Here is a 26,049-nt window from a genome sequence, read left to right on the forward strand (position 1 = left end):
TGACACCGCGATGACCCCTCCCCCCGTACGCATCGACCATCTGGTCACCTCCGGCACCTTCTCGCTGGACGGCGGCACCTGGGACGTCGACAACAACGTCTGGCTCGTCGGCGACGACCACGAGGTGTACGTCATCGACGCAGCCCACGACGCGGACGCGATCGCCGAGGCCATCGGCGACCGCCGACTGCTCGGCATCATCTGCACCCACGGCCACGACGACCACATCGACGCAGCCCCGGCCCTCGCCGACCGCACCGGCGCCCCGATCCTGCTGCACCCCGACGACGAGGTGCTGTGGCGGATGCGCCACCCCGACCGCGCCCCGGACAAGCCGCTGGCCGACGGCGACGTGCTGACCGTCGGCGGTACGCAGCTGCGCGTCCTGCACACCCCCGGCCACTCCCCCGGCGCGGTCTGTCTGCACGCCCCCGCCCTGACCACCGTGTTCTCCGGGGACACCCTCTTCCAGGGCGGCCCGGGCGCCACCGGGCGCTCGTACTCCTCGTTCGAGACGATCATCGAGTCCATCCGGGAGCGGCTGTTCGCCCTGCCCCCGCAGACCGTCGTCCGCACCGGACACGGCGACCCGACGCTGATCGCGGACGAGGCGCCGCACCTGGACGAGTGGATCGCGCGCGGCCACTGAGCGGTTCGAGCGGGGGCGCCGCGGGCACTGAACGGTTCGAACGGCGGCGCCGCGGGCACTGAACGGTTCGAACGGCGGCGCCGCGGGCCCCACCCGGCCCGCGGCGCCCTCCCCCGTACGGGCCCGATCCCCCATGACACCATCGACCCCGTGATCGACCTGGGCTACTCCCTCTCCCGCCGCTTCCCGGACCCGCCGCAGACGGACTACCGGAGCGCGGACGTGCGCGCGCTGCGCCACGATCTGTTCTGCGGCGACGTCTATCTCGCCGACACCGCGGCCGACCGCGAACTGTCCACAGCCTGGGGATGGGTTCCGGTGCTCGACTTCGCCTGGGCGCTGTGCGACATCGTGGAACGGCTCGACCGCGACCCGCTCGGCAGCCGGTCCGCCCGGCGCCTCCACGAGGAGCTGGACTTCACCGAGTCGACCGACCGCATGCTCTTCGAGCGCCGCTTCGGCTGGGTGGACATCACCGCCGACTGGGTGCCGCTCGAAGAGGCGCCGCTGACCTTCCAGCACTCCGCACTGCGCCGTGAGGCCCGCGACTTCCTCCAGGACCTGATCGCCGACCTCACCGATATGCACGAGGGCCTGGGCGACAACCCGGCCGTCTGGGACCTCCAGTCCCGCTACCCCCGCGTGTGACTCCCCGCCCCCTTGACCTGAACCAAGGTTGAAGTCGGAGGCTGACCGCATGTCCCCTGACCCAATGCCCCCCGCCCCTGAGCCGACCACCGGCACCCGGGACTGCGCAACACCCCACCCGGCGCCCGCACCGGCCCCGGGGCGGAGCCCCGCATCGGGGGCCGGGGGCTTGCCCCCGGTTTCGGGAAGGGGCGGGGTGGGGGAAAAGCCACCCCGCGCACTACTTCGGCACGCTGGCCCCGACATCGTCCAGCACCGCGTCCGTCACCAACCCGGTGTCCTCCAACACCGTCATGTGGTCCATCACGGTATCGTTGGTCACCTGTGCCAGCCGCCGGACCAGATGATTCTTGGTGGCGGCGCGGACCTCGCCGATGGTGATGAAGATCTTCCCGTGCGAGGCGCGCAGCAGATCCACGAAGAGCTGGTCGAACTTCTCGCCGTCGGCGGCCTTCAACTGCTGGACCCACTCCTGCTGTTCGGCCGAGGCCTCATCCGGTATGGACGAGGACAGCGCCTTCGCGTCCTCGCGCACCAGCTGGTCGAGCTTGCTGTGCCCCTCGAGCAGATGCATCCCGGCCCGCTTGATCGCCTCGCTCGACGCCTGGCTCTGCGCCATCCGCCCGGCCGGGATCTCCCACAGCCCGGCCTGCCGGACCTTGACCAGGAACGTCTTGTCCAGCTCACTCATCGGCCCCGAATTCGCCGCCTGCGCGCCCGCCGCGGCGGCTCCCACACCACCCTGCGCGGACGGCATCCCGCTGTCCGTCACGGACTGGCTTCCCCCGCTGTCCGCCTGGGACACCCAGATCCCCGCCCCCGCGACCACCGCCGTCAGGGCGACCCCCACGGCGATCATGCGGCTGCGGTTCGACGCTCCGTGACTACTGCGCCCATGCGTTGTCATCGTGCCTCCTGGTGGGGGTGCTGGGAGTACGCGAAACACTAAACTTTGCCTGCTGCAAAAAACTGCGTTCGTCAGGAGTGCACAAAAGCCCCCACCCCGCCCGCCGATTCCCCCTACACTCCCCCGCCCACAAGCCTTTTCGGCCGCGCGGCTACCGCCCCACGGCGGGCGTCTCCCGGTGTGCCGCGTCCATGATCTGCCGCATCTCGGCCAGCGCAGACCCCAGCGACTCCCGGTCCGTCGCCTCCTCCGCCACGACCTCCAGCTCCCGCAGCCGCGCGGCACGGGCCGGGTAGCGCTGGATCGCGACGAACTCGCCCCACCACTGCAGGAAGGTACGCAACGGAGCGATCGTGCCGTTCCGGGCGGCCTGCTCGACCGCCCGGTCCAGATGCTCGACGAAGGTCGGCAACTCCCCGGGGGCGATCTGAGCGACTGCGGCGCGCAGCGCCGACGGGGTAAGTACCGGCATCGGGATCAGGGGCCCGTCCTGGCCAGAGGACTGCACGGTCATCACCAAATCTCCTGACACACCATCAAGCGATCGCCGTGCGCGAGCCTACGCCCGCACTCCACCCACCACGCGCCTCTGACCTCTATCGATCAATGAGGCACCATCTCGGACCACAACCGCCCGCCCTTGACGCCTCTCCGCCCACTCACGCCAGAACCGACCGCACCCACGCCCGGTGGGCCCCGCTCCGGCGGAGCGAGTGAAGCGCCGGAGAACACTGCGCGGCGCATCCAGGAGAGTTTCTGGAACGACGGCACCGCGCCATCCGAATTGCCGCCGTCTGTCCGGCTCTGACGGGTTGCGAGGGACGTAGCGTGAGGCGTCCGTGGCCGTCGCGCCCGAGGTTCCGCCGTTTCCCCCTCGTGAGGATGACGCAGGTCTGATGCAGGGCAGGTTTCAGCAGCCGCTTCCCCCGACCGTCGACTCCCCCGGACACGGTGGCGTCGCCGTGGCCGAGCGCGCGAGCAGCACCCCGCCGCCGCGGGAGGCGGCCCCGGCCCGAACGGCCCCGGCCCGTAGCCCGGCCCGTAGAGTCCTCACCGTCCCGCGGGCCCGCCCCCGGCTGTACGTCATCGACGGCATCCGTCTCGTCGCCGCGCTCATGGTGGCCGTGCACCACTACGCCGGGACCAACCGGGCCAATCAGCCTGGCAACGCGATCTGGGACCGTCCGGCCTCCGAGATCATGCCCACGCTGTTCCACTTCGCGTCCTTCGGCTGGATCGGCGTGGAGATCTTCTTCGTCATCAGCGGCTTCGTCATCTGCATGTCGTGCTGGGGCCGCACCCCGAAGGACTTCTTCGTCTCGCGCGTGATCCGCCTCTACCCCGCGTACTGGGTGGGCATCGCCTTCACCACCGCCGCCATGATCGCCCTTCCGGGCGTATGGGAGCGGCCCCCCGGGCGGGACATCCTGCTCAACTTCACCATGCTCCAGTCGGGCTCCAACGTGCCGGACGTCGACATCGTCTACTGGACCCTCTGGTCGGAGCTGAGGTTCTACCTCCTCTTCATGGTCGTGGTCGCCATGGGCCTGACCTACCGCAGGGTCGTCGTCTTCTGCTGCGCATGGGGCGCGGCCGCGATGCTCGCGCCGGTGTCCAAGTTCCCGCTGCTGGTCCTGGCGGCCGACCCGAGCGGCGCCTGGTACTTCATCGCGGGCCTCGCCCTCTACCTCATGCACCGCTTCGGCCAGGACCTGCTGCTCTGGGGCATCCTCGCCATGGCGTGGCTGATGGGCCAGCGCGAGCTGGCGATGCGGGTCGCGTACGAGGACGTCTCCAGCTGGCGCGGCGCCGTCGTGATCTTCACGGTGTTCCTGCTCGTCATGGTGGCCGTCGCGCTCGGCTACACCGACCGCATCCGCTGGAAGTGGCTGGTCACCGCGGGCTGTCTGACGTACCCGCTCTACCTGATGCACTACGTCGCGGGCGTGGCGCTGATCAACCGGCTGCACGACACCATGGACCCCCGTCTGCTCATCGCCCTCGTCATCGCGGGCTTCCTGGTCCTGGCCTGGCTGGTGCACCGCTTCGTGGAACGCCCGGCGGCGCGCCTGCTGAAGCGCGGGCTGGAGTCCTCGTTCACCCGACTCCGCTCGTTCGGCCGCGCGGCCTGACCTGCTCCCCCATCAGCGCAGCAGGAGATCGATCACCCCCGTGGTGCCCTCGTCGCCGTGTCCCGCGGCGAGGCGGCGTTCCATCAACCCCATGAAGGGGCTCAGCAACTCCGCGCTGACGCCCTGCTCCGCAGCCGTACGCAGCAGCGTCCCGTTGCCCTCCACCATCATGGCGAGGTTCGACGTCACGCCCAGGGTGTAGTCGCCGGTCTCCAGGTGCGTGGCGACCCCGTTCGCGTACGGGGCCATGGCGGTGAGCCATTCGATGAGCAGCGCCGCGAACTCCCGCGGTACGAACTCCCCCGCATCGGCGCGCATCAGCGCGAAGGCGTGCGACACCCCGGCGAACATGCCGGTCATGGCGCTCAGCAGCGCCACATCGTGCAGCGCGGCCGACCCGGGGTCCGCGCCGACGTACCGGGTGGCCGCCGGGACGGCCAGCGCGTCGCGGTGGGCCGCGAACAGCTCGGGCGACCCGCTGTAGAAGACGTACGCACCGGAATCCGCGACCCCGATCATCGGCGGCACGGCCATGACCCCGCCGTCCAGATAACGCGCGCCGCGCGCGCCCGCCCACTCCGCCCGCTCCCGCGCCTGTCCGGGCGTGCTCGTGGTGACGTTGACCAGGTCCTTGCCACCCAGTCCGACCCCGTCGAGCACGAGCCCCACCGAGGCGTCGTCGAGCAGGCAGACCACCACCAGCCCGCCCCCGGCCACCGCTTCACCAGCCGTCGCCGCCACCGTCGCCCCCTCGGCGGCCAGCGGCTCGGCACGGCTCGCGGTGCGGTTCCAGACGGTCACCTCGTACCCCGCGTACAGCCACGCCCGAGCCATCGCGGCACCCATCGCGCCGAGGCCGAGCACGGTGATCCTCTTCGTGTCATGTGTCATGCGGCCCAGGCTCGTCGCCGTGCACTGGGATACTCAAGTACCCACTGTGAAGTGGGTAGTTACCCCGAGGTAAGCGACGAGGTGGAGGGGGCGGGCATGCGGACCACGCGCAGACCGGGCTCGTACGAATGCGGTATCGACGCCGCGATGGATGTGATCGGCGGCAAGTGGAAAGTCCTGATCCTCTGGGCCCTCGACGTCCGCCCGCACCGCTTCGGCGAACTGCGCAGGGGGCTGCCCGGGATCACCGAGAAGGTGCTCACCGACCAGCTGCGGGAGCTGGAGCTGGACGGCATCGTGCACCGCGAGGTGTACGACGAGGTCCCGCCGCGCGTCGAGTACTCGCTGACCCCGCGCGGCACCTCGCTCAACGAGGCCCTGGCCCCGCTCGGCGCCTGGGGCCGGGAGAACATCCTCCACGGCGCCCGCCACGACTGACTCCTTTCAACGTGTCGGCGTCCGCACGGCGGAGGCGAGGAGCGCCAGCTTGTCGGCGCTGTCGCCGCCCGGGTCCGGGTGATGGACGACGAGCATCTGCCCGGCCGTACCGCCGACCCCCAACCTCTCGCGGTTCAGGAGCAGCCCGCCGACCTGAGGGTGATCGATGCGCAGGGGCGCGCCCTCGCACACCCGCACATCGTGACGGGCCCAGAGTCGGCTGAAGCGCGGGCTGGCGAGCGAGAGTTCGCCGACCAGCTCGATGAACCGGGGGTCGTCCGTGTAGGTGCCGACGGACTCGCGGAATCCGGCGACCAGCCCGGCGGTGGCGTTCTCCCAGTCCGGATAGAGGGCCTGCTCGGCGGGGTCGAGAAACAGGTCCCGCAACCGGTTGGCCCCCGCCACCAGCCGCGGCGACAGCGCGGTCGCCAACGCGTTGGCGGCGAGTACGTCGAAGCAGCGGCCCTCGACGTACGCGGGCAGCGGCAGCGTGCCGACGAGCTTGCCGATGCCCTCCGGAACGATCTCCTCCGGGGCCCGTTCCCGACGCCGTCGGGGTCTGCCGGCGCCGAGCCGCAACAGATGCGCCGTAGCGTCGTCGTCGAGCCGCAGCACCCGGGCAAGGGATTCCAGTACCTGCGCGGAGGGGTTGCGGTCGCGGCCTTGCTCCAGCCGCAGGTAGTAGTCGGCGCTGATGCCCGCGAGCATCGCGACCTCCTCCCGCCGCAGACCCGGTACCCGACGCGGCCCGAAGGCGGGGATACCGGCCTGTTCAGGCGTGACGAGCTCGCGGCGGGCGCGCACGAATTGGCCCAGCGGGTTCGGACCGTCGCTCATGTCCCGACTGTAAGGCGCCCCCTCGCGGTGTGCCTGGCCCTGTCACCCCCAGGACCACGGGAGCCCTGGCCCGCCCCGGAGCCCGGACGGCACCGTGACACCGCCACTCCTCCTCACCACCCCGACAAGGAGCACCCTCATGTCAACGTATCTGCTGGTCCACGGCGCCTGGCACAGCGGCCGATGCTGGGAACGGGTAGTCCCATCGCTGACATCCGCCGGACACCGAGTCCTCACCCCATCCCTGACCGGCTACGGCGACAAGGCGCATCTGCTCGGCCCCGACGTGGGGCTCGACACCCACGTCACCGACATCGTCGAGCTGATCACCGAACAAGACCTCACCGAGGTGATACTCGTCGGCCACAGCTACGCCGGTCTGGTCATCTCCTCCGCCGCCAACCAGATCCCGGACCGGATCGGACATCTCGTCTACCTCGACGCGATGGTCCCGGAGCACGGCGAGACCGCGGCCGACATCATGCCCGTGACCCAGAGCCTCATCGACCTCGCAGCGCAGTCCGACAGCGGCTGGCGCATCCCGCCCTTCCCCGAACTGCCCCCGCCCGCCGGCCTGTTCGGCGTTACCGACCCGGCGGACGTGGCGTGGCTGCGTACGATGCTGTCGGACCAGCCGGTGCGCTGCCTCCAGCAACCGGTCCACCTGGACCACCCGGCCGTGCAGGCGATCCCCCGGACGCACATCCACTGCGTAGCCGGTGAAGCGGGAGGCCCCACCCGCCGCCCCGTGCCCCCGACCCAGCCCAACGGCACCCCGGCCCAGGTATGGGAGCTGCCGACCGGCCACGACTGCATGATCACCACGCCGCTCGAACTCGCCGCCCTGCTGCTGCGGCTCGGCTGACGCCCCCGCCCTCAACCCCGGTAGACGCACTCCGCCAACGTCGCGTGCTTCTTCCACCCCAGCGTCTCGTACAGCGCACGCCCGTCGTCGGACGCGCCGAGCACGCCCAGGACCGCGCCCCCGTCCAGGGCGCGGTCGGCGAGCGTACGCATCACGAACCGGCCCAGCCCGCGCCGCCGGTGGGCTTCGTCGGTCAGCACCTTGTCCACGACCACGGCCTCCCCAAGGACCGTCATCTGCCCCTTGGCCGCCAGCTCACCCGCCGCGTCCAGCACCCGCAGATACGTGACGGCTCCAGTGGTCTCCGCGATCGCGGTGTACCCCTCGGGCGCGACCGGGCGCGTGGCCACCAGATCGACGGCCATCAAATGCCCGGTCTCCTCCCAGGCCACCACCCACCCGCCGGACAGCCAAGGCTCGACCTCCCCCGGCTCCGCGGGCATCTTGAGCCACGTCCGCGGCACCGACACCGAACGCGCCGCGCGGCGCACCAACGCCTCCTCGGTCTCGGGCAGAACATGGTGCCCCACCGCGTGGTCGCTGTCGGCCACCTCGACGTAGAACCCCCAGGGCTTCTCGACCGGCGGAGGAGTCCCCCGGGACACAGCCCACCCCGCCACCCAGATCCTGACCATGTCCGCGACCATCGGGCCCTCCCCAGCAGGTAATAGCCAATAACCAGGAGCACACATTACGCCGCCCCTCGACCGAGGGCACCTGCTTTACGGGGGCGCGGGCCAGCGGGCCGCTCCGTCCACTCAGCCGATCTGAGTAGCCGTGCTCAGGTGGAGCACCCCACCGCTGTCTAACCTCCACCACATCTGCCGAGGACCAAGCCCGGCCGCTCAAGGGGGATCTGAAGCCATGAAGATGACAGGCACGACGTCATCGGTACTGGGCGCCGCCGCCCTCGCGGCGGTCGCCTGCCCCTGGCTGCTGCCATCCGGCGCTTCGCAGCAGACCCGATCCATGCTCTTCGCGCTCTTCCTGCCCCTCGGGATCTGCGCGGTCGTCTCGGGCACCATCACCCTGCGGGAAACGCGGGGCGACGAAGCGGCCTACCGCCGCCGGGCCTGGACCGGCATCACGCTCGGTGCGGTGGCGATCGTGGCGCCGCTGGCCGTGATCGTGTGGGCCTGCTGGTCCCTCACCCGAGCAGGCGCGTGACCGACCGCCCCCACCCCTCAGTTCTCACTGATGCCGTCGGCCTCGGAGGAGTGCACCACAACCCAACCAAGAGCCTCGGCCCACTACTGCCCCAAGGCCACCGGATCCACCGAGTGAACGATCACCTGTTCCCACACCAAGGTCATTCGCCGAGCCCAGGCGTGCCAAAGCCCCGAAAAGAGGAATCTAATTCGCTTCCGCACCCCACGGGGCCGGGCACTCACCGGATACCCGGCCGGATACCTGGCGGCAGACGGTACGAACCCGCTGCGGGCACTGCACCTGCTGGTGCGTTCCGACGAAAGAACGCCGCGCCCGGCCAAGAACGTCCCGCGCGAATCGGTCCTGGAGGGCGCGAGGCATCAGCTACCAGGGGTAACCCGCTCGAATGCCCCGGACAGGACACCGTCCGGGGCATTCGAGCGGGTCAGCTACAACCGACGACCTTCGTCAGCCGCCCGAGCAGGACCTTCCTTGCCGTCATCCGTGGTGGCCGGGCTTCTTCAGTTTCTCGGGCTTGTGGGTCTTGTGGTGCTTGTGCGGCTTATGGTGCTTATTCGGCTTGTGGGGCTTGCCCTTCCCCGGAGTGATGTCGATATTGACCGGGCCGCTGCCGACGGGGATGGGGTTGCCGACGACGGCGTTGGTGACCGTATAGATCACCGACACACTGTTCGAGGTGAAGTTGGTGACGTAGGCACGCCGACCGTTCGGCGTGATCGCGACGCCGCCCGGGGCGGTGCCGACGGGAACGGTGGCGACGACGGTATTGGTGGCGGTACCGATCACCGACACGCTGTTCGCGCCGCGGTTGGCGACGTATACCCGCTTGCCGTCCGGGGTGATCGCGATGCCCTCTGGGCCATTGCCGACGGGGATGGTGGCCACGACGGCGTTGGTCGCGGTATCGATCACCGACACGTCGTTCGAGTTGAAGTTGCTGACGTACGCGTCAGGGGAGGGGACGGCCCAGGCAGGGGATGAGGAAACGGTCGGCAGGGCCAGTCCCGCCAGCACGGCCAGCCCCGCCACGCACGCCCGCAGCCACGCCCAGGTCCCGCTCCCTCTCAGCCTCGGACCACGCCGTGCAGGTACACCTGTCGGGTCGGTCGGGTCGGCTAGATGCATCGCTTTCTCCTTGGAACGGCGCCACGGCCCTGCGACCCCAACAGCGCACGGGGATGCTCTGGGGATCAGAAGAACCGCGAACTGCGACAATCGAAACAAATGACAATATTCCGCGTTCTGGCGAGAAGTCGCGATGCCTCCGCCTGCCATGGGGCCATCAGCCGCTCCCGCGACGCGTATGAGCTCGCGCGGGGTCGAGAAGACGAAGCCCCCTCCTGGGTTCGCTACTTCGACGAGGCCAAGCTTCTCGTTGACGCGGGTATCGCCTTGGCCCGGCTCGGCGAGGCACAGCAGGCGGAGCCTCTGATCGCCGAGGGGCTGCGTCGTGAGACGGCGTCCCGGCAGCGCGGTCGGGCGCTTCATGCCTTCTGGCTGGCCAGCGCTCAGCTCGAGCAGGGCAAACTCGCCGGCGCCTGCGACAGCGCGGGGATCGCGCTCGACCTCACCGCCGTCATCGACTCACCCCGCGTCGTGGGGCACATCCACGAGTTCCACCGTCGGCTGACTCCGTACTCGCGCGAAGCACCGGTGATCAGGTTCGAGCAGCGCATGCGTGAGGTGCTGCGCTAGGCAGTGGGCCTGGTGGCCTCGTCCAGGAGCAGGTACAGCAGGCCGACCAGGCTGCCGCTGCTGACGATCTCGCGGCGGTCGATCATCCCGCGGATCTCCGCGAGCGGGATCCACTCGATGCGGTCCGACTCGTTCTGCTCGGTCGGCGGACCGGCGTACGTGGCGCCGTCGGCGCGGAAGACGTGGTGCTCGGAGTCGGTGATGCCGTTCGCGGGCTGGGCGTACACCAGAGGCTTGACCGCCTCCACCCGCCAGCCCGTCTCCTCCTCGACCTCACGCGCGGCGGCCTGCTCCGGGGTCTCGTCGGGCTCGATGAGACCCATGGGCAGCTCCCAGCCCCAGGTGTCGGTGACGAAGCGATGCCGCCACATCATCAGCACCCGCTTCTGCTCATCGACCACTGCGGCGACGGCCAGGTGCCGCATCCGCACCACGTGGTGCTCCCAGCGGCGCCCATCGGGCTGCTGGACGTCCACGAGCCACAGGTTCACCCACGGGTTGCTGTAGATCTGCCGCTCACCATGGACGGTCCACCGCATGAGCCCACCCCTCTATCGCCAGCACAGGGCTCAGCATGTCACCGCCGCAGCACTCACGGTGATCGATGTCAGCCGGAGATGTCAGAAGCCCCGGACGGCAGACCGTCCGGGGCGTTCTCGCAGCTCGCGCACAGAGCCGACTGTCGGGTTCGAACCGACGACCTTCGCTTTACAAGAGCGGTGCTCTACCAGCTGAGCTAAGTCGGCGTCCCCAGCAGTGTACCCACCACACCGGGGTGCTCCGTTCGAAAATTCTCGTGTCCGGAGTAGAGACAGGGTGGGGGTGGGCGGTATAGCGTCACGCCAATCCACCTGCAGTGGACTAGACCCCTACCTTTACTCGGATCGTCCGGCACGTTCCTGCCGGTGAAGGGACCAGATCACCATGGCCACGGTCACGTATGACAAGGCGACCCGGATCTACCCGGGCACCGAAAAGCCCGCCGTCGATCAGCTCGACATCGGCATCGAAGACGGCGAATTCCTCGTTCTGGTCGGCCCCTCGGGCTGTGGGAAGTCCACGTCGCTGCGGATGCTCGCGGGGCTGGAGGACGTCAACGGCGGGGCGATCCGGATCGGCGACCGCGACGTGACGCACCTGCCGCCGAAGGACCGGGACATCGCCATGGTGTTCCAGAACTACGCGCTGTACCCGCACATGACCGTCGCGCAGAACATGGGCTTCGCGCTCAAGATCGCCGGGGTCAACAAGACCGAGATCCGGCAGAAGGTCGAGGACGCGGCGAAGATCCTCGACCTCACCGAGTACCTGGAGCGCAAGCCGAAGGCGCTGTCCGGTGGTCAGCGGCAGCGGGTGGCGATGGGGCGGGCCATCGTGCGGGAGCCGCAGGTGTTCCTGATGGACGAGCCGCTGTCGAACCTCGACGCGAAGCTGCGCGTGCAGACCCGTACGCAGATCGCGAGCCTCCAGCGGCGGCTCGGGATCACGACGGTGTACGTCACCCACGACCAGGTCGAGGCCATGACCATGGGCGACCGGGTGGCCGTCCTCAAGGACGGGCTGCTCCAGCAGGTCGACACCCCGCGCAACATGTACGACCGGCCCGCGAACCTCTTCGTGGCGGGCTTCATCGGGTCGCCCGCGATGAACCTGGTCGAGGTGCCGATCACCGACGGCGGCGTGAAGTTCGGCAACAGCGTGGTGCCGGTGAACCGCGAGGCGCTGGCCGCCGCGGCGGACAAGGGCGACCGTACGGTCACCGTGGGTGTCCGGCCCGAGCACTTCGACGTGGTGGAGGGCAACGGCGCGGCGGCGAAGTCGCTGTCGAAGGCGGCCGACGACGCCCCGGCCGGTCTCGCGATCACCGTCAACGTCGTCGAGGAGACGGGCGCGGACGCGTACGTCTTCGGTTCGGCCGAGGTCGGCGGCGAGAGCAAGGACCTGGTCATCCGGGTCGGCAGCCGCCAGGTGCCGGAGAAGGGCGCGCAGCTGCACGTCGTGCCGCAGCCGGGCGAGGCCCACGTGTTCTCCACCTCCACCGGGGAGCGGCTCAGCGACTGACATCGCTGAGATCAGGGTTTGAGGGGAGGCGTCGTCTGCCGCATCGCGGCGGCGGCGCCTTTCTCGTGGGGAACCACGACAGCGGCGTTGTGGTGTTGTCGATAAATTCCCCGACATTGCGGACTTTTCGATCCTGTTCGTCAACACACCCACACGCAGAAACGGGTTTCCATCACCCGGCATGGTGACTCAATGTCGCCAAATCATCGCTCCTCGCTACGATCCCTCCCGTGAACACCGCAGCCCGCCGTATCGGCAGAACCCTCGCGCTCGTCCTCCCCGTCGTGCTCGTCCTCTCCGGAACGCTCGCCGTCACCCGCGTCCCGTGGGCCTCGCCGAGCGCCGAGTCGCAGATCCTCACCGCCTCCTCCGACCGCGCCTCCACCCGCGCCGTCCACCGCGCGCCGCACGAGCTGCTGCGCGACCGGCTGCTCGCGGAGTTGCAGGAGAAGGACCCGGGGGTGGCCCTCACCCACCTCCAGGCCGCCACGAACGAGCGGCCCTCGCTGGCCCGGCACTGCGCGGACATCGCCCGTGCGCTCGGCCGCGCCGCGGTCGCCAAGTACGGCGGTACGAACCGGGCCCAGGGCTTCGCCCGTCCCGTCTGCGACACCTCGTTCGCGTCCGGGATCACCCAGGCGTACCGCTGACCGCGCCCCGGCTCCGGCATCGGGTCCCGCTGCGGTCACCGCGCCACCGCATATGGTGCGACCCATGACCGATGACCTCGACAGGCCCGGGCCGCACCACTCTCACCACCCGCACGCCCCGCGCCCCACGCAGGCCGTCGTCCTGGCCGGGGGCCAGGGCTCGCGGCTGCGTCCGTACACCGACGACCGCCCCAAGCCGATGGTCGAGATCCCGGGCACCGGGACCCCGATCATCGGCCATCAGCTGGCCTGGCTGGCCGCCGAGGGGGTCACCGACGCGGTCGTCTCCTGCGGCCATCTCGCCGCCGTCCTCCAGGACTGGCTGGAGTCGGCCGAACTGCCGCTGCGCGTGACGACCGTCGTGGAGAAGGAACCGCTCGGCCGCGGCGGTGGCCTGAAGTTCGCCGCCGCCCGGCTCCCCCACCCCGATCAGCCCTGGTACGCCACCAACGGCGACATCTGGACCCGCTTCTCGCTGCGGGAGATGGCCGACTTCCACCATGAACGCGACGCCGTCGCGACGCTCGCGCTGGCCCGGCCGCGCATCCCCTGGGGGGCGGTGGAGACGGACGAGTTCGGTCACGTCCTCGACTTCATCGAGTCGCCGCCCTCCCCGTACCTCATCAACGCGGGCGTGTACGTCTTCTCCGCCACCTTCACGGCGATGCTGCCGGGACGCGGCGACCATGAGCGTACGACGTTCCCGCGGCTCGCCCGGGAGCGGCGGCTGGCCGGGTTTCCGCTGCCCCACGGGGCGTACTGGCGGGCCATCGACACCGCCAAGGACCTCACCGAGGCCGCCAAGGAACTCTCCGCGGGCCCCCCGCCGTCCGGTCGCGGCTCACTGGAGTCAACGCCGGTGCGCCCCCTGCACGATTGAGCCCCCCGTACGGGTAAGAGCCCTCCGCACGCGCCGCGATGGCAGCGCGCGGAGGGCTCTTGCGCGTACGCGCGTACGTACGGAGCGGGCGCCCTCAGCCCAGGAGGCCGCCCAACGCGGCCTCCTCCTGCGCCGGTTCGCCCTGGTCGTAGGACTCGGCCGCCGGGGCGCCGCCGCCCGTGCCGCCGCCCTCCCCGCTCGTGCCGCCCAGGTTCGCGCCGCCCGTGCCGCCGAGGGCGGGCGTGTCCGGTGGTGTCATCGGGGCCTCGGGGCGGCCCGGCGTACGGGGCGCCGTACGGTGGCCGCGACGCGCCTGGCCGGGGGCGCCGGTGCCGCTCGCCGAACCCGTCGCGCTGGGCCGGTCCGAGGTGGCGGACGCCGACGGCGAGGCGGAGGGGGTCCGACGGCCCAACGGGGTGCGGGGCGACGGCGATCCGGGCGTCTCCACCGTGCCGCCCACCCCGCCGCGCGGGCTGGTCCCGGACTTCCGGGGCAGCGGCGAACCGGGGAGGCTGTTCCTCGGCACCTCGCGCGGCTCGGGCGCCCGGACCGTCTCCGAGGACCGTACGGCGCCGCCGATCATCGAACCGAGCAGCAGGGTGAGCCCGGCCACCACCATCGCCATGACGGTGCCGCGGCGCAGCACCCGCCGCCGCAGCGCCCACAGTTCGACGCGCGGGCCGAGCCGCCGCCAGGCCTCGCCCGCGAGGCGGGCGTCGGCCGAGTACACGGGGGCGCCCGCGATGATCAACGGGCTCCAGGCGGCGAGGTAGATGATGTCGGGCGCGTCGTAGACCGGTACGGTGCGCCAGCTCACCGTGAGGATCAGCGCGGCGGACAGCACCGCGCCGACGCAGGCCGCGAGCCGCTGCCACAGCCCGAGGACGGTGAGCACGCCGACGACGATCTGGAGGAACGCCACGGTCAGCCCGGCGCCCACCGGGTGTTCCAGGGCGAGGTCGCGCAGCGGTTCGGCGATCGGCCAGGGGTGCAGGGACTGGAGCCAGGTGACCATCGAGCCGCGCTCGCCGCCGTCGAAGTAGACGGGGTCGGAGAGCTTGCCCATGCCCGCGTAGACGGAGATGAAGCCGAGGAAGATCCGGAGCGGGAGGAGGACGACGCCCAGGTTCATCCGGCGGTCGGGGTAATACGCGTGCCGCACCTGGTCGGAGGGGCGCCGCGGGCGCGGGACCTGGGGCGTCGGAGCCCGGTGGGTCTGCGGGACCCGCGGGGTCTGGGGCATCTGCCGGGTCTGATGGGGCGCATGGGGCCGGGGGACGCGGGGCGTCGGGCCGGTGTGGTGGGTGGCGTCCGACTCCCGCGGCCGCGGCGGACGCCCGGCCTCCGGCGACGGGCCCCGCCGGTGCGGGTTGCGCGGCCCGATGACGCTGGGCGGCCCGGCGACCGTGGGCCGGCCGTCGTCGAGGGTGACCCGCGGCAGCACCTGCGTGGTGCCGACGTCCTCGGAGCCGGGCCCGGAGCCGGGGCCGTCCACGGTTTCGGAGTACCGCACGGCCTGGAGCAGTCGGGTCGCCGCCGTGTCCCCGCCGGGGCGGGTGCGGCCGCTCCACACCACGGGCGGGCGGCGCCGGGGCGCGGCCCCGGTCCCGATACCGGCGAGCCGGGCCGTGTCCGCGAGCGCGCCGCTCACGACCGGGGAGGCGAGCTGCACCCGGAAGCTGGGGGGATTGACGGCGACCTTCGCAGGATCGCACGGCACCTTGGCCATGGTCAGCTGCGGTTCGTCCTCGAATCCCCGCGCGCCGCCCGCCATGGGCGTGCGGAATTTTCTGGTCTCCACGCTCAACTAACCGAGTGACCGGCGGGAAAGACACTGCCGGGGACGGTGTGATCTGTCGGGGGACCGTCAAGATCGTCCGGGACGGGTACGCATGCCAGTCCGTACCCCTATGCGTACCCCGCCCCCCGCGCCGCGCGGGACGGGGTACGGCCGTCGCGTCAGGACCGGCGGCGCGCCGCCTCGTACAGCACCACGCCCGCCGCGACACCCGCGTTGAGCGACTCCGCGCCGCCCGGCATCGGGATGCGGACCCGGAAGTCGCAGGTCTCGCCGACCAGTCGGGACAGGCCCTTGCCCTCGCTGCCGACGACGATCACGACCGGACCGTCCAGCGCCTCCAGGTCCTGGAGCTCCGTCTCGCCGTCCGCCGCGAGGCCGACGACCGTGAGACCGGCCTTCTGGTACGACTCCAGCGCCCGGGTCAGATTGGTGGCGCGCGCCACCGGGGTGCGGGCGGCGGTGCCCGCGGAGGTCTTCCAGGCGCCGGCGGTCATCCCGGCCGCGCGCCGCTCCGGTACGACCACGCCGTGGCCGCCGAACGCGGAGACGGACCGCACCACGGCGCCCAGGTTGCGCGGGTCGGTGACGCCGTCGAGGGCGACGATCAGCGGGTCCTCGCCCTCGTCGAAGGCGGCCGCGCTCAGGTCCTCGGGGTGGGCGTACTCGTACGGCGGGACCTGGAGCACCAGGCCCTGGTGGTTGAGGCCGTTCGTCATCCGGTCCAGCTCGGCCTTCGGCGCCTCCATGAGGTGGATGCCGCCGCGGTCGGCCGCGATCTTCAGCGCCTCGCGCACCCGGTCGTCGCTGTCGATGAACTGCTGCACGTACAGCGTGTTCGCCGGGACGCCCTCGCGCAGCGCCTCGACCACCGGGTTACGGCCCACCACCAGCTCGTTCGTGCCCTTGCCGCCGCCGCGGCGCGGGGCCGGGCGCTTGGCGGTCTGCCGGGCGCGGGCGTTGGCGATGCGCTGCTTGGCGTGTCCCTTGCGCGCCTCGGCGGGCGGGGTGGGGCCCTTGCCCTCCAGACCCCGGCGCCGCTTGCCGCCGCTGCCGACCGTCGCGCCCTTCTTGTTACTGGTACGGCGGTTCCTGCGCTGGCTGTTGCCGGCCATGAATGTCACCTGTCTCTTCACTGCTCAGCGCTGCTCGGCAAACGGCAACGGCAACGGAAAACGTCGAACGTCACACGCCTCTACGGTCGTATGTACGGTCACCAGTGTGCCGCCCGGCTCGGCGGGCGGCACAACGTGGGAGGTCAGCGGGTGCCCAGCTCCCAGCGCGGCCCGGACGGGGTGTCCTCGATGACCAGCCCCGACTGCTGGAGCTGGTCGCGGATCGCGTCCGCCGTCGCGTAGTCCTTGCGGCTGCGCGCGGCCTGCCGCTGCTCCAGGACCAGCCGGACGAGCGAGTCGACCACGCCGTGCAGATCCTCGCCGCGGTCAGCGCCGCCCGACCAGTGCTCGTCGAGCGGGTCCAGGCCCAGCACGCCAAGCATGGCCCGCACCTCGGCCAGCCGCGCGACCGCCGCATCCTTGTCGTCGGCGGTGAGGGCGGAGTTGCCCTGGCGGACGGTGGTGTGGACGATCGCGAGCGCCTGCGGCACCCCGAGGTCGTCGTCCATCGCCTCCGCGAACGCGGGCGGCACATCGGCCGCGGGCTCGACGGTCCCCGCCTTCTCCACGACCCGCTGGATGAAGCCCTCGATGCGCGCGAAGGCGGACTCCGCCTCGCGCAGCGCCTCCTCGCTGTACTCGATCATGGAGCGGTAGTGCGGGGTGCCCAGGTAGTAGCGGAGCACGATGGGGCGCCAGCGCTTGACCATCTCGGAGACCAGCACGGAGTTGCCGAGCGACTTGCTCATCTTCTCGCCGCTCATGGTGACCCACGCGTTGTGCACCCAGTACGTGGCGAAGTCGTCGCCGAACCCCTTGGCCTGCGCGATCTCGTTCTCATGGTGCGGGAAGATCAGGTCGACGCCGCCGCCGTGGATGTCGAAGGCGCTGCCCAGGTACTTGTGCGCCATCGCCGAGCACTCCAGGTGCCAGCCGGGGCGGCCGGGCCCCCACGGGGTCTCCCAGCTGGGCTCGCCGGGCTTGGCCGCCTTCCACATGGCGAAGTCGCGCGGATCGCGCTTGCCGGTCTCGCCCTCGCCGCTGGGCTGGCGCAGCCCGTCGAGGTCCTGGTTGGAGAGCCGGAGGTACTCGGGGTACGAGCGCACATCGAAGTAGACGTTGCCCTCGGCCGCGTACGCGTGGCCACGGTCGATCAGGCCCCGCATCATCTCGATCATCTCGGGGATGTGACCGGTCGCCCGCGGCTCGTAGGTCGGGGGCAGGCAGCCGAGGACGTCGTACGCGCTGGTGAACGCGCGCTCGTTCGCGTAGCCGATCGACCACCACGGGCGGCCCTGCTCGGCCGACTTGGCGATGATCTTGTCGTCGATGTCCGTGACATTACGGACAAACGTGACGTCATAGCCGCGGTGTGCGAACCAGCGGCGCATGATGTCGAAGTTGAGGCCCGACCTGATGTGCCCGATGTGCGGGGCAGCCTGCACGGTCGCGCCGCACAGGTAGATCGAGACACAGCCCGGCGCGAGCGGGGAGAAGTCACGGATCTGCCGGGCACCGGTGTCGTACAGGCGAATAGTCACGCGTCAAGGGTAGTCGGAACCCGGCAGTGCCCCGCGACCCGTCGGCCGCGGGGACACAGAAGCGTGACACTCCACCCGGCCCGGGGTGGCCCTCAGAGGCTGCCGACGACCTTGCGGGGCGTGATCCGCACGACGATGCGCTCGTCGTCCTGGGCGGAGGCCGGGTTGAAGTCGGCGTACTTCTTGCCCGCGTACTTCTGCGACAGGTCGTCGATCAGCGCCTGGCCGCCCTCGGTGGTGTAGCTCGCCGTGCCGCGGATCTCGGCGTACGTGTACGGCGCGTCCGCGGGCTGCACGAGGACCGTGACGCGGGGGTCGCGGTCGATGTTCTTCTGCTTCCGACGCCCCATGGTGGTCGAGAACAGCAGCTCGTCACCGTCGCGCTTCACCCACACCGGTGACAGCTGAGGGCTGCCGTCGGGCTGGGTGGTGCCGACGATGACGAAGACCCGGGTGTCGAGGACGCGCTTGAGGTCGTCGGAGAGGGTGGTGGCCACGGGGTGCTTCCTTTCCTCACGCCAGCTTTCCTGCGCTGAGCTGGGCAGTGGTACGGACGGGGTACGGATACGGGTTACCCGATCCGTACCCCACACACCGTCAGGGGCCCTCGCTTCCGGGCGCGGAACGGCCCGTACGGCGGAGAGTCCGCGCCGAGAATCAGCGCCGGACCACCAGCGCGGTCGCCACCGCCGCCAGCCCCTCGGCCCGGCCGGTCAGCCCCAGCCCGTCCGTCGTCGTACCGGACACCGAGACCGGCGCGTCGACCGCTGACGAGAGCGCCTTCACCGCCTCGTCGCGGCGCTTGCCGATCTTCGGGCGGACACCGATCACCTGGATCGCCACATTGCCGATCTCGAAGCCCGCCGCCCGCACGATCCGGGCCGCCTCCGCCAGCAGCGTCACCCCGGACGCGCCGGACCACTCGGGGCGGTCGGTGCCGAAGTGGGCGCCGAGGTCGCCGAGGCCCGCGGCCGAGAACAGCGCGTCGCAGGCGGCGTGCGCGGCCACGTCACCGTCGGAGTGCCCGGCCAGGCCGTACTCGTCACCCTCCGCGCTCTCCCACAACAGACCCGCGCACCACAGCTCGCGCCCCCGCTCGAAGGCGTGCACATCCGTGCCGATGCCCACCAGGGGCAGCACGGACTGCTGCTCAGAAGCCATCGTTCGCCCTCCTGCGCGCGAGAACCGCCTCGGCCAGCACCAGATCCAGCGGCCGGGTCACCTTGAACGCCTCCTCGTGGCCGGGCACGACCACGACCTCGACGCCCATCCGCTCCACCATGCCCGCGTCGTCCGTCGCGCCGTCGCCCTCCAGGACGATCTTCTCGTGCGCGGCGGCGAGCGTGGCCCGGTCGAAGCCCTGCGGGGTCTGGACGGCGCGCAGCAGGGCGCGCTCGGGGGTGCCGACGACAGGCTCGGGCTCACCGGCCCGGTCGCCGGTGCGCGGCTCGACCCGCTTGACGGTGTCGGTCACCGGCAGGGCCGGTACGACGGCGGGCGACCCGTCCCGTACGGCGGCGACGACCGCGTCCACCGTGTCGACGGGGACGAGCGGGCGCGCCGCGTCGTGCACCAGCACCGTCGTGACGCTTTCGGGGACGGCGGCCAGGCCGAGGCGCACCGAATCCTGCCGGGTCTCACCGCCGGGGACGACGACCACCTCCGTCGTCCCGGTGAGCGGATACGCGTCGAGCAGCCGCTGGACCTCGTCGGCCCCGTCCGGCGGGGCGACAACGACGACCAGCGAGACGGCGCGGGATCCGGCCATCGCCCGGACGGCGTGTACGAGCATCGGCGTGCCGCTCAGCGGGCGCAGCGCCTTGGGGGCGCCCGGGCCCAGCCGCACGCCGCGGCCCGCCGCGGGAATCACAGCGGCGGTGCGGGCGGGGCGCTCGGGCCCGTCTGCGGACGGGGTTACGGACTTTGCGTTGGCGTTCAGGTTTGCTTCCTCGGCCGAAATGGGTATGGCCACAGCGTGCCGGGCGCGATGCCCCGACCGGCCCCTTCCGTGACGACTGGTCGAGCCAGCTGCCCGGGCCCGGCACACCTTGCATCACAACAGGCATCACCACAGCACGTGGCACCACAACAGCAGGTGGCACCACCAACAGGTGCGGCACAAACAGCGACACCACAAACGGTCTTGCGCCATGGGCTTCGATGTGGTGGGCTGAGGTGCCCTGTGTGCGCACATGCCGCAGCGCCCGGCGAACAGACTTCCTTACGAGGAGCAGGTCTGAATCACTCGGGCACCGCGGCATTTATGTGTCAGGACGCGAGTACCTCATCCAGCAGGGCCTCGGCCTTGTCCTCATTGGTGCTCTCGGCGAGGGCGAGCTCGCTCACCAGGATCTGGCGCGCCTTGGCGAGCATGCGCTTCTCGCCGGCGGACAGACCGCGCTCGCGCTCTCGGCGCCACAGATCACGCACGACCTCGGCAACCTTGATCACATCACCGGAGGCGAGCTTCTCGAGATTTGCCTTGTAGCGACGGGACCAGTTCGTGGGCTCTTCCGCATACGGTGCGCGCAGCACCTCGAAGACCCGGTCCAGCCCGTCCTGGCCGACCACATCACGCACACCGACGAACTCCGCATTGTCCGCCGGCACACGAACCGTCAGGTCACCCTGAGCAACCTTCAGCACCAAGTAGGTCTTGTCCACGCCTTTGATCTGACGAGTTTCGATGGCCTCGATCAGCGCGGCCCCGTGATGGGGATAGACCACGGTGTCGCCAACCTTGAACGTCATGTGACAGGTACCCCTTCCGTGGCTATCCAGGGTAACACGTGAACGCCTTCTTCTGAATGGCGTTTTCGCAGGTCAGGGCATATCTCGGGGCTTGACAACAGCGGTCGGGACGTGCTGGGCACGGCAGGCGGAACCGGGTATTCGCAGGTGGGAGCGGTTGTCCGGGCGGCTTGAAACCTGTCCGATACATGCCCTGAGAACATCATGCGGGTGGCCGTACGTCCCGTTTTGCCGGAGTCCTGTCGATGGACTTCCGCTACTCCGTTCGGCCGAGGAGCGACAGATCCGGCCCCGATTCCCGAATTGATCACGGCCGTACTGATCATGCCTGTGAGACATCTGTGGTCAAGGCCGTGATCAATTTTTCCGACGTCCACGGATTCCTTACCGATAATCTCCCCGATCTGTCACCGAACCGATATTCAGGGTGGTCGCGGAAGCGTCGCCGAGGACGTGCGGGGCGGGTGTGGCGCCCCGGGAGGCGGGTCGGGTGCGGGGGCAGAAGGGCGGATCGGTAACCTAAGCGCGCTGATCCAACTTTTACCTCGTTACCTCGTCCTAGGAGATGCCGCCGCCGTGAGCAGCAGCCTTCGACGCGGCGCCCTCGCCGCAGCCGCCATCGTGGTCTCGGTCGCCCCGCTCTCCGCCTGCGGAGCCGGGAACGACGCACAGACGCTGGAGGTCAAGCCCGACAACGCCGCGACGTCCGTCGGCGATATCAAGATCCAGAACGCCACCGTGGTGACCCAGCCCGACCGGACGGCGAAGGGCCCGGCCGTGGTCACGGCCCGGATCTTCAACAACGGCGACCGGGACGAGACCATCACGGCCGTCACGCTGCCCGACGCGAAGGCGACGGCGAAGCTGCACCCGGCCAAGGGCGCGGCCAAGGGTGCCAGCAAGATCGTCGTTCCGGCCGGCGGCTCCGTCGCCCTCGGCGGCGCGGGCAACGCCTCCGCCGTCGTCCCCGACGGCCGCGAGGCCGCCCGGGACGGCGACGCCCAGCGGATCGTCTTCGACCTCAGCTCGACCGGCAACGTGCCGATCACGGCGTTCGTGGTGCCCGCGACGAGCTACTTCAAGGGCTGGGGCCCGTCCGAGCTGCCGACCCCGGCCCCGTCCGCCACGCGCGGCGGTACGCCCTCCGGCGGCCCGTCGGCGAAGCCGGGCGACCAGACGCCGGGCGGCAAGCCGTCGGACGCCGCCTCCGGCTCGGCGAGCAACAAGCCGGGCAGCGGCCAGAACAACGGCGTCGCCTCCGGCGAGCCGACGCCGAACGGCCAGCACTGAGCGCTGAGCGCTGAGCACGCGCGAGGGCGGCCCCGGAGTCCCGGGGCCGCCCTCGCGTCGTGGTGAGCCGCGCCGTCACGGCTGAGGCCGGTTCACGGCCCGGCCGCGTACGTACTGGGGTACGCGAACGTACTGGGCCCGTTTACGGCTCGAACTTGTAGCCCAGGCCGCGCACCGTCACCAGGTAGCGCGGCGCACCCGGGTCCGGCTCGATCTTGGCTCGCAGGCGCTTGACGTGGACGTCGAGCGTCTTCGTGTCGCCCACGTAGTCCGCACCCCACACGCGGTCGATCAGCTGCATCCGGGTCAGCACCCGGCCCGCGTTGCGCAGCAGCATCTCCAGCAGGTCGAACTCCTTCAGCGGGAGGTCCACCTTGCCGCCGCCGACCGTGACCACGTGCCGGTCCACGTCCATCCGGACCGGGCCCGCCTCCAGGGCCGCGGGGGTGACCTCCTCCGGCTCGCCGCGGCGGCGCAGTACGGCCCTGATCCGGGCCACCAGCTCCCGCGACGAGAAGGGCTTGGTCACGTAGTCGTCGGCCCCTATCTCCAGGCCGACGACCTTGTCGATCTCGCTGTCCTTGGCGGTCACCATGATCACCGGGACGTTGGAGCGGCCGCGCAGCTGGCGGCACACCTCCGTACCGGGCAGCCCCGGCAGCATCAGGTCGAGCAGCACCAGATCGGCGCCGTTCCGCTCGAACTCGTCGAGCCCCTCGGGCCCCGTTGCCGCGATGGCGACCTCGAATCCCTCCTTGCGGAGCATGTACGACAGCGCGTCGCTGAACGATTCCTCGTCCTCGACGACCAGAACTCGGGTCACGGAAGGACCTCCGGAGCAGAAAGTTGTTCGTTGGTGAAGGTCTCGTACGGTCGTTCGCCGTCCTCACCATCGAGGTCGGATCCGGAATCGTACGGCTCGCCCGGCCCACCGGCCGGTCGGTCCCGGTCCCGCGCCGCACCGGCTTCCGGGAGCCTCAGGGTGAAGGTGGAGCCCTGTCCCTCAGCGCTCCACACCGTGACCTCCCCGCCGTGCGAGGCGGCCACGTGCTTGACGATGGCGAGACCGAGGCCGGTCCCTCCCGTCTGCCGCGAGCGGGCCGGGTCGACCCGGTAGAACCGCTCGAAGATCCGCTCGCGGTCCTTCTCCGAGATGCCGATGCCCTGGTCGGTCACGGCGACCTCGATCAGATCGCCGCCCGTCGCGGGGATGCGGCGGGCCGCGATGCCGACGCGGGTGCGGGCCGGGCTGTAGTTGACCGCGTTCTCGACGAGGTTGCCGAGGGCGGCGGCCAGCTGGCCGCGGTTGCCCCACACCCGCAGGTCGGCGGTGCCGCCGGTGGCCATCGTGATCTGCTTCGTACCCGCCTGGTGGCGGCAGCGGTCGATGGCCTCGGCGACCAGCTCGTCCACCCGGACCGGCTCGGCGTCCTCCAGCGGGTCGTCGTTCTGGACCCGGGAGAGGTCGATCAGCTCCTGGACGAGGCTGGACAGCCGGGTCGCCTCGACCTGCATCCGGCCCGCGAAGCGGCTGACCGCCTCCGGGTCGTCCGACGCGTCCATGACGGCCTCGGAGAGCAGGGAGAGCGCGCCGACCGGGGTCTTCAGCTCATGGCTCACGTTCGCGACGAAGTCGCGCCGTACGGCCTCGATCCGGCGGGCCTCGGTCAGGTCCTCGACCAGCAGCAGGACCAGCCGGGAGCCGAGCGGGGCCACTCTGGCGGACACGGCGAGGGCGTCGCCCCGGCCGGTGCCGCGCCGCGGCAGGTCCAGCTCGATCTGCCGGATCTCGCCGTCGCGCCGGGTGTCGCGGGCCATCCCGAGCATCGGCTCGACGGCGAGCTTGCCGCCGCGCACGAGTCCCAGTGCGTACGCGGCCGAGCTGGCCTTGACGACGGCGTCCGCCTCATCGAGGACGACGGCCGAGGAACGCAGTACCGAGAGCACGGTGTCCACGCCGGGCGGCAGGGCGGCATCGGTGTGCAGCGATGAGCGCGTAGGCTTCGCCTGTTCGCGCTCGCTCCAGCGGAACGCCAGCATGGCGATGACACCGGTGCACAACCCGGCGAGCGCCGCCACTGCGGCGATCGCCGCGTTCACGTTCATGCATCCAGGTTATGCGGGCGGGGACCGGCCCCCACAGCCCCGCATGGGACCTCTCGAACAGACGTTGCCGAGAGTTCACCGGGGGTACGGCGCCGGTTCACTCCCGACGCCCCACCGGCCGGGTGCCGCACGGGGTGGCGTGGGGGACGTTGCCGAGAGTTCACCTGGACGTTCGGGCTGGTTCACCGAGGGGCGCCGAGCCGGACGCGTTCCGAGCCGAACGTGGCAGGGTGGGGCACACGAGTCCACGTAGAGCGAAGATCCGTCAGCGAGAGTCAGTGAGAGAAGGTCAGTGATGCGCGACGCGTACCACGAGGAGCTGGATTCGATCGGGGAGGGCCTGGTCGATATGGCCCGGCTCGTCGGTTCGGCCATCGGCCGCGCCACCACATCCATCCTGGACGCGGACCTGAAGCTCGCCGAGAGCGTCATAGCCGCCGATGAGAAGGTCGACGACCTCCAGCGCGACCTGGAGAACCGGGCGATAACCCTCCTCGCCCGGCAGCAGCCGGTCGCCACCGATCTGCGGATCGTCGTCACCAGCCTGCGCATGAGCGCCGACCTCGAACGCTCCGGCGACCTGGCCCAGCACGTCGCCAAGCTCACCCGGCTCCGCTTCCCGGACAACGCCGTACCGGGCGACCTCCACGCCACCATCCTGGAGATGGGCCAGCTCGCGCAGCGGCTGATGGCGAAGGCGGCCGAGGTCATCGTCACCAAGGACATCGACCTCGCCGCGCAGCTGGAGCAGGACGACGACGCGATGGACCTGCTGCACCGCACCCTCTTCCAGCACCTGATGGACGACCGCTGGAAGCACGGCATCGAGACGGCCGTCGACGTCACCCTGCTGGGCCGCTACTACGAGCGGTTCGCGGACCACGCGGTGTCGGTCGCCAAGCGCGTCATCTACCTGGTCACCGGCGAGCACGCGGACGAGGTGGCCTCGAACGCCGCCCAGGAGGCCTGAGCCGCCCCGTCCGGGGCGGTGGCGCATCGGCGACGTGCCTCCGCGCGCCGTCGATGCGCCCCTGTGGGCGGGCCGTGGACCGGGACCATGAGCAGCAGGCGATCCCTCCCGAGGAGACGACTCATGGCGGACACCACCCGTCCCGAACCCCACCACCCCACCCACCCCGTCGCCGCCTGCGGCTGCGGCCCGGGCTGCAGCTGCGGCTGCCAGAACGGCGGCTCCTGCTCGTGCGGCGGCAACTGCGGCTGAGAGCGTCAGAGGGGCCCGGGACCGGCGAACGGTCCCGGGCCCCTCTCATCCCCGTCGACGTGCGGAGGACGGCCACTGCGGCGAATCTGGTCGTATGAACGATGAGACCCCCGCCCGGCCCCGCGTGGTCGTCGAGGAACCCCTCGACGGCCGCCGCCGCGTGCGGATCGACGGCGAGGACGTAGGGGTCGTGGTGAACCCCGACGAACTCCGCCACCTCCTGACCCACGCGGGCCTGACCGCCGAGGACACCCCCGTCGACGACCCGACCCTGATCGACTGGCAAGGCGGCGGCCCCGACGACTGGCCCGCGGCGTAGCTAAACAGTGGGAACCGCCATTGGGGCAGGCCCTCCTCCTGGACAGGAGAGCGGGCCGCGCGGCGGCTGAAGCCGCGTCGTGCA

Annotated in this window: 31 protein-coding genes and 1 tRNA gene; 15 read left to right on the top strand and 17 right to left on the bottom strand. The window is 70.8% G+C overall.

Annotated features, from left to right (window positions below):
* Positions 1-10: 10 nt before the first annotated feature.
* Together ACH4TL_RS25455 and ACH4TL_RS25460 are read left to right on the top strand one after the other, a co-directional pair.
* Positions 11-649 carry an MBL fold metallo-hydrolase gene (locus ACH4TL_RS25455; RefSeq protein ID WP_398319021.1) on the top strand — a complete coding sequence of 213 codons (639 nt, stop codon included), beginning with the start codon at positions 11-13 and terminating at the stop codon, positions 647-649.
* A 150-nt stretch (positions 650-799) separates the two neighbouring features.
* Positions 800-1,297 carry a hypothetical protein gene (locus tag ACH4TL_RS25460; RefSeq protein ID WP_398319018.1) on the top strand — a complete coding sequence of 166 codons (498 nt, stop codon included), beginning with the start codon at positions 800-802 and terminating at the stop codon, positions 1,295-1,297.
* Between the two features lie 220 nt (positions 1,298-1,517).
* Here the strand turns inward: ACH4TL_RS25460 and ACH4TL_RS25465 are convergent, their stop codons facing one another.
* The gene (locus tag ACH4TL_RS25465) at positions 1,518-1,988 is read right to left on the bottom strand and encodes a DUF4142 domain-containing protein (RefSeq protein WP_398319015.1); all 471 of its coding nucleotides are present in this window, start codon (positions 1,986-1,988) and stop codon (positions 1,518-1,520) included.
* On the opposite strand from ACH4TL_RS25465, the gene ACH4TL_RS25470 reads away from it, so the two are divergent.
* Entirely contained in the window at positions 1,972-2,181 is a 210-nt protein-coding gene (locus ACH4TL_RS25470) for a hypothetical protein (RefSeq protein WP_398319012.1), read from the top strand. The two genes, ACH4TL_RS25465 and ACH4TL_RS25470, sit on opposite strands and share 17 nt — an antisense overlap.
* A 174-nt stretch (positions 2,182-2,355) precedes the next feature.
* Here the strand turns inward: ACH4TL_RS25470 and ACH4TL_RS25475 are convergent, their stop codons facing one another.
* Positions 2,356-2,718 carry a DUF6247 family protein gene (locus ACH4TL_RS25475; RefSeq protein WP_398319009.1) on the bottom strand — a complete coding sequence of 121 codons (363 nt, stop codon included), beginning with the start codon at positions 2,716-2,718 and terminating at the stop codon, positions 2,356-2,358.
* Positions 2,719-3,100: 382 nt separating this feature from the next.
* Here ACH4TL_RS25475 and ACH4TL_RS25480 point away from each other — a divergent pair, with 382 nt between their 5' ends.
* Positions 3,101-4,336: an acyltransferase family protein gene (locus ACH4TL_RS25480; protein ID WP_398319006.1), complete on the top strand. Its 1,236-nt coding sequence runs from the start codon at positions 3,101-3,103 to the stop codon at positions 4,334-4,336.
* A 12-nt stretch (positions 4,337-4,348) separates the two neighbouring features.
* On the opposite strand, the gene ACH4TL_RS25485 is transcribed toward ACH4TL_RS25480, so the two are convergent.
* Positions 4,349-5,227 (bottom strand): NAD(P)-dependent oxidoreductase, encoded by an 879-nt coding sequence (locus tag ACH4TL_RS25485; protein WP_398319003.1) that lies wholly within the window; start codon positions 5,225-5,227, stop codon positions 4,349-4,351.
* Positions 5,228-5,323: 96 nt separating this feature from the next.
* Here ACH4TL_RS25485 and ACH4TL_RS25490 point away from each other — a divergent pair, with 96 nt between their 5' ends.
* Complete coding sequence (locus ACH4TL_RS25490; RefSeq protein ID WP_398319000.1) at positions 5,324-5,665, top strand: winged helix-turn-helix transcriptional regulator; 342 nt, start codon at positions 5,324-5,326, stop codon at positions 5,663-5,665.
* Between the two features lie 6 nt (positions 5,666-5,671).
* On the opposite strand, the gene ACH4TL_RS25495 is transcribed toward ACH4TL_RS25490, so the two are convergent.
* Entirely contained in the window at positions 5,672-6,502 is an 831-nt protein-coding gene (locus ACH4TL_RS25495) for a helix-turn-helix domain-containing protein (RefSeq protein ID WP_398318997.1), read from the bottom strand.
* A gap of 139 nt (positions 6,503-6,641) precedes the next feature.
* Between ACH4TL_RS25495 and ACH4TL_RS25500 the strand changes: the two genes are divergently transcribed.
* Positions 6,642-7,367: an alpha/beta fold hydrolase gene (locus ACH4TL_RS25500; RefSeq protein ID WP_398318994.1), complete on the top strand. Its 726-nt coding sequence runs from the start codon at positions 6,642-6,644 to the stop codon at positions 7,365-7,367.
* Between the two features lie 11 nt (positions 7,368-7,378).
* Here ACH4TL_RS25500 and ACH4TL_RS25505 read toward each other — a convergent pair whose 3' ends face one another.
* On the bottom strand, positions 7,379-8,014 hold the full coding sequence (locus ACH4TL_RS25505) for a GNAT family N-acetyltransferase (RefSeq protein WP_398425341.1): 636 nt from the start codon (positions 8,012-8,014) through the stop codon (positions 7,379-7,381).
* Positions 8,015-8,231: 217 nt separating this feature from the next.
* On the opposite strand from ACH4TL_RS25505, the gene ACH4TL_RS25510 reads away from it, so the two are divergent.
* Complete coding sequence (locus ACH4TL_RS25510) at positions 8,232-8,534, top strand: hypothetical protein (RefSeq protein ID WP_398318988.1); 303 nt, start codon at positions 8,232-8,234, stop codon at positions 8,532-8,534.
* Positions 8,535-9,014: 480 nt separating this feature from the next.
* Here the strand turns inward: ACH4TL_RS25510 and ACH4TL_RS25515 are convergent, their stop codons facing one another.
* Positions 9,015-9,566, bottom strand: coding sequence for a YncE family protein (locus ACH4TL_RS25515; protein ID WP_398318985.1), 552 nt, complete (start codon positions 9,564-9,566; stop codon positions 9,015-9,017).
* A gap of 195 nt (positions 9,567-9,761) precedes the next feature.
* Here ACH4TL_RS25515 and ACH4TL_RS25520 point away from each other — a divergent pair, with 195 nt between their 5' ends.
* Positions 9,762-10,232, top strand: a complete 471-nt coding sequence (locus ACH4TL_RS25520) for a hypothetical protein (protein ID WP_398318982.1) — start codon at positions 9,762-9,764, stop codon at positions 10,230-10,232.
* On the opposite strand, the gene ACH4TL_RS25525 is transcribed toward ACH4TL_RS25520, so the two are convergent.
* Together ACH4TL_RS25525 and ACH4TL_RS25530 are read right to left on the bottom strand one after the other, a co-directional pair.
* Entirely contained in the window at positions 10,229-10,771 is a 543-nt protein-coding gene (locus ACH4TL_RS25525; RefSeq protein WP_398318979.1) for an NUDIX hydrolase, read from the bottom strand. The genes ACH4TL_RS25520 and ACH4TL_RS25525 overlap by 4 nt on opposite strands.
* A 134-nt stretch (positions 10,772-10,905) precedes the next feature.
* Positions 10,906-10,978, bottom strand: a tRNA-Thr gene (locus ACH4TL_RS25530).
* 178 nt (positions 10,979-11,156) lie between these two features.
* Between ACH4TL_RS25530 and ACH4TL_RS25535 the strand changes: the two genes are divergently transcribed.
* The 3 genes from ACH4TL_RS25535 to ACH4TL_RS25545 all read left to right on the top strand — a co-directional run bounded on the left by ACH4TL_RS25535 (position 11,157) and on the right by ACH4TL_RS25545 (position 13,823).
* The gene (locus tag ACH4TL_RS25535) at positions 11,157-12,293 is read left to right on the top strand and encodes an ABC transporter ATP-binding protein (protein WP_398318976.1); all 1,137 of its coding nucleotides are present in this window, start codon (positions 11,157-11,159) and stop codon (positions 12,291-12,293) included.
* Between the two features lie 230 nt (positions 12,294-12,523).
* Positions 12,524-12,943: a hypothetical protein gene (locus ACH4TL_RS25540; protein ID WP_398318974.1), complete on the top strand. Its 420-nt coding sequence runs from the start codon at positions 12,524-12,526 to the stop codon at positions 12,941-12,943.
* Between the two features lie 64 nt (positions 12,944-13,007).
* Positions 13,008-13,823, top strand: coding sequence for an NDP-sugar synthase (locus ACH4TL_RS25545; protein ID WP_398318972.1), 816 nt, complete (start codon positions 13,008-13,010; stop codon positions 13,821-13,823).
* A gap of 94 nt (positions 13,824-13,917) precedes the next feature.
* Here the strand turns inward: ACH4TL_RS25545 and ACH4TL_RS25550 are convergent, their stop codons facing one another.
* The 7 genes from ACH4TL_RS25550 to ACH4TL_RS25580 form a co-directional block, all read right to left on the bottom strand.
* Entirely contained in the window at positions 13,918-15,597 is a 1,680-nt protein-coding gene (locus tag ACH4TL_RS25550) for a DoxX family membrane protein (protein ID WP_398319698.1), read from the bottom strand.
* A 185-nt stretch (positions 15,598-15,782) separates the two neighbouring features.
* Complete coding sequence (rlmB, locus tag ACH4TL_RS25555; protein WP_398318970.1) at positions 15,783-16,736, bottom strand: 23S rRNA (guanosine(2251)-2'-O)-methyltransferase RlmB; 954 nt, start codon at positions 16,734-16,736, stop codon at positions 15,783-15,785.
* Between the two features lie 143 nt (positions 16,737-16,879).
* Positions 16,880-18,277 carry a cysteine--tRNA ligase gene (gene cysS / locus ACH4TL_RS25560; protein WP_398318967.1) on the bottom strand — a complete coding sequence of 466 codons (1,398 nt, stop codon included), beginning with the start codon at positions 18,275-18,277 and terminating at the stop codon, positions 16,880-16,882.
* A gap of 92 nt (positions 18,278-18,369) precedes the next feature.
* Positions 18,370-18,774 (bottom strand): PPOX class F420-dependent oxidoreductase, encoded by a 405-nt coding sequence (locus ACH4TL_RS25565; RefSeq protein ID WP_398318964.1) that lies wholly within the window; start codon positions 18,772-18,774, stop codon positions 18,370-18,372.
* Between the two features lie 160 nt (positions 18,775-18,934).
* Positions 18,935-19,438 (bottom strand): 2-C-methyl-D-erythritol 2,4-cyclodiphosphate synthase, encoded by a 504-nt coding sequence (gene ispF, locus ACH4TL_RS25570; protein WP_398318961.1) that lies wholly within the window; start codon positions 19,436-19,438, stop codon positions 18,935-18,937.
* Positions 19,428-20,216, bottom strand: a complete 789-nt coding sequence (gene ispD / locus ACH4TL_RS25575) for a 2-C-methyl-D-erythritol 4-phosphate cytidylyltransferase (protein ID WP_398319695.1) — start codon at positions 20,214-20,216, stop codon at positions 19,428-19,430. The genes ispF and ispD overlap by 11 nt, the downstream gene beginning before the upstream one ends.
* Positions 20,217-20,545: 329 nt before the next feature.
* A complete protein-coding gene (locus tag ACH4TL_RS25580) occupies positions 20,546-21,028 on the bottom strand; it encodes a CarD family transcriptional regulator (RefSeq protein WP_009716930.1) in 483 nt (160 codons plus the stop codon).
* 576 nt (positions 21,029-21,604) lie between these two features.
* Here ACH4TL_RS25580 and ACH4TL_RS25585 point away from each other — a divergent pair.
* Positions 21,605-22,318 carry a DUF461 domain-containing protein gene (locus ACH4TL_RS25585; RefSeq protein ID WP_398318958.1) on the top strand — a complete coding sequence of 238 codons (714 nt, stop codon included), beginning with the start codon at positions 21,605-21,607 and terminating at the stop codon, positions 22,316-22,318.
* 142 nt (positions 22,319-22,460) lie between these two features.
* Here the strand turns inward: ACH4TL_RS25585 and ACH4TL_RS25590 are convergent, their stop codons facing one another.
* Together ACH4TL_RS25590 and ACH4TL_RS25595 are read right to left on the bottom strand one after the other, a co-directional pair.
* Entirely contained in the window at positions 22,461-23,141 is a 681-nt protein-coding gene (locus ACH4TL_RS25590) for a response regulator transcription factor (RefSeq protein WP_009716928.1), read from the bottom strand.
* Positions 23,138-24,424, bottom strand: a complete 1,287-nt coding sequence (locus ACH4TL_RS25595) for a sensor histidine kinase (RefSeq protein ID WP_398318955.1) — start codon at positions 24,422-24,424, stop codon at positions 23,138-23,140. The genes ACH4TL_RS25590 and ACH4TL_RS25595 overlap by 4 nt, the downstream gene beginning before the upstream one ends.
* Positions 24,425-24,719: 295 nt before the next feature.
* Here ACH4TL_RS25595 and phoU point away from each other — a divergent pair, with 295 nt between their 5' ends.
* The 3 genes from phoU to ACH4TL_RS25610 all read left to right on the top strand — a co-directional run bounded on the left by phoU (position 24,720) and on the right by ACH4TL_RS25610 (position 25,965).
* Positions 24,720-25,394, top strand: a complete 675-nt coding sequence (phoU, locus tag ACH4TL_RS25600) for a phosphate signaling complex protein PhoU (protein WP_398318952.1) — start codon at positions 24,720-24,722, stop codon at positions 25,392-25,394.
* A gap of 123 nt (positions 25,395-25,517) precedes the next feature.
* Positions 25,518-25,646 (top strand): hypothetical protein, encoded by a 129-nt coding sequence (locus ACH4TL_RS25605; protein ID WP_398318949.1) that lies wholly within the window; start codon positions 25,518-25,520, stop codon positions 25,644-25,646.
* A 94-nt stretch (positions 25,647-25,740) separates the two neighbouring features.
* Entirely contained in the window at positions 25,741-25,965 is a 225-nt protein-coding gene (locus ACH4TL_RS25610) for a hypothetical protein (RefSeq protein WP_398318946.1), read from the top strand.
* The last annotated feature ends 84 nt before the right edge of the window (positions 25,966-26,049 follow it).

It is taken from the genome of Streptomyces sp. NPDC021115 (assembly GCF_044333065.1).
Taxonomy (GTDB): Bacteria; Actinomycetota; Actinomycetes; order Streptomycetales; family Streptomycetaceae; genus Streptomyces.